This is a genomic window from Actinoplanes awajinensis subsp. mycoplanecinus (genome assembly GCF_001509495.1).
GTDB lineage: Bacteria > Actinomycetota > Actinomycetes > Mycobacteriales > Micromonosporaceae > Actinoplanes > Actinoplanes palleronii.
Genome location: NZ_LLZH01000078.1, coordinates 1 through 5,449, shown reverse-complemented (window position 1 = coordinate 5,449; position 5,449 = coordinate 1). Strand labels below are relative to the sequence as shown.

Sequence of the window (5,449 nt, the reverse complement as noted above, 5' to 3'; positions counted from 1 at the left end):
ACTCGGGAGGGTGTGGGAGAGTAGGACGCCGCCGGACTTAACGTTGAGAAAGGGTCCACCCGTTCACACGGGTGGGCCCTTTCTTCATTTGCGCAGCAGTATTTAAGGCCTACCCGTTCGCGGGTGGGCCTTTTCCTGTTTCCGGCCGTGGCCGGCCGGGGTGGTTGCGCGAGGGGGGACGGTTTGGGCGGGGAGGGCCATTCGAAAACCGTCAGGCTTGATATTTCCGAATGGCCCTCCCCGCCCAAACCTTGCCCGGCAAAGACTCCGGCCGCGACATCCACACCGCAAGCCGCCACAGGCTGGGGCTGCGGCACAGCTCCAGCCCGCCGCCGGGCCGGGAACCCACACCGTGGCGGGCTGAGCCTCCTGCCGGGGGTTCCAGCAGGGGCGTCCTCCTGGGTTTCGGCGCCGACCACGGCCAAGCGCAACCCCCGCTTCGGCACAAGGCTGCGGCCGCGGCTCGCGGTAAGGCGGCTGGCTTCCAGGGGTGCCTCAGACACGGGGAGACACACCTACAAGCCAGCCGGCCACCGCCTCGGCACGGCTGCGGCACCGACGCGGCTACGCAAGATCCGCTCCGGCACAAGGCTGCGGCCGCGGGATGCGGCACCGGCGGGTCTCCAGGGGTGCCTCGAGCACTGCGAGACACCCCTGCAAGCCAGCCGGCCACCGCCTTGTCGCGAAGCTGCGGCACCGGCCTGCGGCTGCGCGAGGTCCGCTCCGGCGCAAGGATGCGGCCGCACGCTGCGGCACCGACGCGGCTACGCAAGATCCGCCCCGGCACAAGGCTGCGGCCGCGGGTTGCGGCACCGGCTGGCTTCCAGGGGTGCCTCGAGCACTGCGAGACACCTCTAGAAACCAGCTGGTCAATGATCACGGTGGCAAGCGGTCTGAGTCATCAGCGTCAATGGTTTATGCATTCCGAGGCCGGGACTCCGCGGGACCGGAACTCCGCGAACTAGGCCTTCCGTTCCTCGCGGCCGAGGCCCTTGCCGCCAACCACCCGGCGTCGCTGAGGCTTCCGTTTCGGCCGGCTGGGGATGGAGTTGTCGAGGACCTGGCGTGGCTGAGGGTTTCGTTCCTCGCGGCCGAGGTCCTTGTCACCGCACGCTTGGCGTTGCTGAGGCTTCCGATGGATAAGGCCGGGCCTCGGGCTGAAGCGGCCTCGTGGCACAGGTTTCTGTTCGCTGAGGGTGGAGCTCTGGCTCAAGCGGCTATCGGATCGGGGTCGCGGCCGACGCCCGCCAGGTAGGCAAGGTTTGGGCGGGGAGGGCCATTCGGAAATATCAAGCCTGACGGTTTTCGAATGGCCCTCCCCGCCCAAACCGTCCCCCCTCGCGCAGACCCGCTAGCGAGGAAGGCAGGGATCAGGCTGGCAGCTGGCCCAGGATGGATTCGTCGGTGATTTTGTGGTCGGCGGCCAGCAGGAAGGCTTTGGACAGGATCAGAGACAGGCGGGGATCGTCGTTGAAGGGCAGGGCGACCCTTGGGCCTCGGCCGGCGGGGACGATGCAGAGGTAGGTGTCGTCCGGGGCCATCAGGATGTTTGCCGAGCCGAGGTGGATTTTGTAGAGGGTGCGGGTGCCTCGGACCTCGAGGTAGCGGTCGGTGAGTTCGCACTGTGGGGCGATGGTCAAGGCGGGGAGTATGCGGGCCAGGGCGTCTCGGCGGACTTTGGCGGTTTCGGGCAGGGCGCCGAAGGCGGTTTCTCGCCAATAGCGGCGGAAATCCTGCGCGCCGCTGTCGTTCCAGGTCTCGTCGGCGGCGATCGAGGTCACCCCGACGAACAGGTCGACGTCGCGCATTGCCTCGCTGAGGAGGCGTGGGGGCACCTCGTCGAGGCGGGTCGGGGTCCAGAGCCGGCCGTCGCGGCGGGCGAAACGGACCTGGTCTGTCGAGCAGAACTCGACTCGGTCGCGTTGCCCCGTGCCTTCGGTGGCGATCTCGTGGTGGAACGTCGCCTGCCATGTGCCGGCGGCCAGGTCCTTTGTCGCTTCGCCGTGCCGGCCGTCGCCCCAGGAGCCGAGATAGTTCGCCGACCAGCCGCGCACCCGCATCAGGGCGTTGGCCTGGCGATAGCGCAGGATGTGGCCGGCGAACCGGTTCGAGTAGGCATCGGTCTGCACCTCGGCCGGGGTCAGCCGGTAGACCTCGCGGAACGCCTGCTTGAACGGCTGCTTCGTGGTGGCCGCGGTGACGTGGTCTCGCCAGGCGGCCACCTCGGCCGGGGGTGCCTCCACGGGATGCCAGAGCCGGACCGTGCAGTGTGCTCCGGAGTGCCCGTCGACGGTCCAGTCGGTGCCGTCCTCGGTCGGTGCCGGGAAGCCGGAGTGCCAGGTCTGGCCGTTGTCCGGGGAGACCTGCCAGATCAGCCGCCGGGCCAGGGAACCGGTCACCGGGTGGCGCAGGTATCGCTGCTCCCAGGTGGTCCAGGCCCAGGTACGGTCCTGCGCGAGCAGGGCTTCGAGGCGGCCTCGCTCGCTGGCCAGGGTCTTAGTGACCTGGGTGGCCAGGGTCCGCAACGGCGCGAGGCCCGCCCGCATCGCGGTGGGGACGGTCTTCAGCGGTGTGCCGTCCCGCCAGACCCGGACGGCTGCCTTGTCGTCGAGGATCTCGACACCGACCAGGTCGGTGCTGTCTCGCAGCCGGAGGCGCAGGCAGCCGCAGCTCTTCAACCCGTGGTCGTCGACGGTGAGCTCCTGTGCCTCGCCGGGCGCCCACCCGCGGGCGTCGGCGATCCGCTCCAGCGCCGCCTGCACCCGTTTCTGCACCGGCCTGCTGCGCACCGACATCGAGAGCCGGCTCAGCACCGCGGCCGGCACGTCCCCCGAACGATCAACCAGGACTTCCACCACGGCCGCCGCGGCCTTCGGCGCCTTCGGATCGGCCGATCGCGCCGACCGCGAAGCGCAGGCCACTTCGGCCACCCGGCCCAGCAGCGCCGTCGACTCGGCCGAGCCGTCCAGGCCCTGCAGCCAGCAGAGCCCCCGCAACAGCACGTCGTGCTCGTCGCCCACCCTGGCGCCCCGCTCGGCGAAAGCCTCGAGCACCACCCGCACGGCTCCAGCCCCAGCCCCAGCACCGGCCCCGGCCCGGTCCCCAGCACCAGCACTGGCCCCGGCCCGGTCCCCGGCTCCAGCCCTGGCACCGGCGGACAGGAGCTCAGCGGCTCTGCGCAGCCAGACCTTTGCTGGCACCGGCTTGGCCAGAGTGAAGGCGAAGTCCAACACCTCGACCACGGCACGATCCTCGGTCGCGGCGCCGAGCTGCTGCCGAGCCACCGGCCCGAATCCGTCGTCGTCGAAGAACAGGTGCGCCACGAGATCGTTGTGGAGCCGCCCGATGGCCGCCCCATAGTGCCTGGAGAGCAGCCTGCGGATATCCGCTTGCATGTCCCACTCGGCTCGGAGCTCCTCGAGCACAGCCCGGAGCACCGGCTCGAACCCGGCCAGCTCCTCGAGCGGCAGCTGGTTGGCGATCACCGCAGGCAGTCGATAGACCCCGCCGTCATAACCCACACCGGCTCGCGGGATCTGCTGCAGCGCCCATGCCAGATCCTCACGCCGCCATGCCAGAGGCGAAGCAGTCAACTCATAGAGCTCGGCCCCCGGGTCATTACTCGGACAGTCCCGCTCTGCGGCCTCCACATGCCAATGCATCGCCATGATCCGCGCTCGCTGACCAGGCGAAGCACCGGACAACGACTCAGCCACGAACGCCACGCTGCTCGCAGCACTGGACTCAGGAAGCAAATGAAGCCAGCCACTCATGCCGGTCATCCTGCTCACGGGGTATGACAAAAAAGTTGTCGTACCCGCTGGGGATGATGGGCCGCATGAGTGGCTGGCTTCACCTCGTTCCGGAGATGAGTTCCGGTGCCGTCGACCCGGTGCCGGTGGAATCCTGGCCGCCGCAGGGCCCTCAGCATCAGCGGCTCACCGCGCTGTACTGGCACGCCGGCCTGCTGACCGATCAACGCCCGGCCTATCACGGCACCGCCGAGCTCTACGCGCTCACCGCGGAGTCGGTTCCGTGGCACCGCGACGATCTGGTGTGGGCGCTGCAGGTGCTCGCCCGGCAGCGGATCGGGGTCTACGGCGCGGGCTGTGAGCTGCCCGGGGTGATCGCCAGTCAGTTGCCGGTGGAGGAGCTGGCCGGGTTCGAGCCGGTCCTGTGGGCGGTGCACGACGCGATCCTGGACGACAGGGAGGTGTTCGGGGCCAAACGCCGCGAGCTGGTCGGCCGACTCCGGACGGCGATCCGTCGGCTCAGCGGTGACCTGGTCACTCCGCTGCTGTTCGGGCGGGAGGGGTTCGGACCGGCCGCGCGGCGGCTGCTCGGCGATCGGGGCGCCGACCCGGCGACGAGCGAGGTGCTGGAGCACGCCGTGACGTTGACCCGGCCCGTTCCGTCGAAGGCATGGCTGCGGCGCGCCGAGGCCCTGCGTGCCGCGTCGCCGATGGCCACCGGCGCGGTCCGGGATGTACTGGCGGCCTTCCTCGACCACGACGCCTGGCCCCAAGAAGAGCCCGACACTTGGCCCCGAGAAGAGCCCGACACTTGGCCCCGAGAAGAGCCCGACGCCTTGCCCCGAGAAGAGCCCGACGCCTTGCCCCGAGAAGAGCCCGACGTCTGGCTCCGGGAAGAGCACGACGTGCTGGTCCGCGGGCTGTGCTGGATCCACGCCCTGGACGGGTCACCGGAGGCCACCGCGCTGCTCGGCCGGGTGGCCGAGGTGGCCGGTGCCCCCAGGCGCCCAGGGGCGAACGAGCCAAGGGCAGGCCGCACAGCCGCTGCCGCCGTGGAGATCCTCGTCGATCGGCCGGGCGCCGTGCCAGCCGGCGTGCTGGCACGGCTGGCACTGTCGACGCGAAGCAAACCGGTGCAAAACAGAGTGCAGCAGGCCCTGAAACGGCTGCCCGCCACCCACAGCTAACGCCGCCGTCCCCATCCACCCGCCATCGCCAGGCCCCCGTGCCCGCCGCCCGAAGTTGTCGTCGCGCCTACCTGGCCTGGCTGAGAATCCCGCTCCCCGCGCCTGACGCCTTCGTCACCATCCGCCCAGCGCCACCGAGGCTCCCGTAACTGCCGGCTGGAGTTGTTGTACCGCCTACCTGGCGTGGCCGACTCCCGTAACTGCCGGCTGGAGTTGTTGTACCGCCCACCTCGCGTGGCTGACTATCCCGTTCCTCGCGGCCGCGGCCCTTACCACTAGCCGCGTGGCGTCGCTGAGGCTCCCGTTGGATAAGGCTGGGACTCTGGCTGAAGCAGCCTCGTGGCAGAGATTTCTGGTGGCTGAGGCCGGAGCCCTGGCTGAAGCGGCTATCGGATCGGGGTCGCGGCCGACGCCGCCAGGTAGGCAAGGTTTGGGCGGGGAGGGCCATTCGAAAATATCAAGCCTGACGGTTTTCGAATGGCCCTCCCCGCCCAAACCGTCCCCCCTCGC

General features: G+C 69.8%; 2 protein-coding genes. One reads left to right on the top strand and one right to left on the bottom strand.

Going from position 1 to position 5,449, the window contains the following annotated elements:
• Positions 1 to 1,370 precede the first annotated feature (1,370 nt).
• Positions 1,371 to 3,593: a DUF4132 domain-containing protein gene (locus ADL15_RS11830; RefSeq protein ID WP_157441321.1), complete on the bottom strand. Its 2,223-nt coding sequence runs from the start codon at positions 3,591 to 3,593 to the stop codon at positions 1,371 to 1,373.
• Positions 3,594 to 3,838: 245 nt separating this feature from the next.
• Here ADL15_RS11830 and ADL15_RS11825 point away from each other — a divergent pair, with 245 nt between their 5' ends.
• On the top strand, positions 3,839 to 4,939 hold the full coding sequence (locus ADL15_RS11825; RefSeq protein ID WP_067688389.1) for a hypothetical protein: 1,101 nt from the start codon (positions 3,839 to 3,841) through the stop codon (positions 4,937 to 4,939).
• The last annotated feature ends 510 nt before the right edge of the window (positions 4,940 to 5,449 follow it).

Coding starts and splice junctions, on each gene's coding strand:
- ADL15_RS11825 (WP_067688389.1), top strand. CDS start 3,839: ATGAGTGGCTGGCTTCACCTCGTTCCGGAGATGAGTTCCGGTGCCGTC.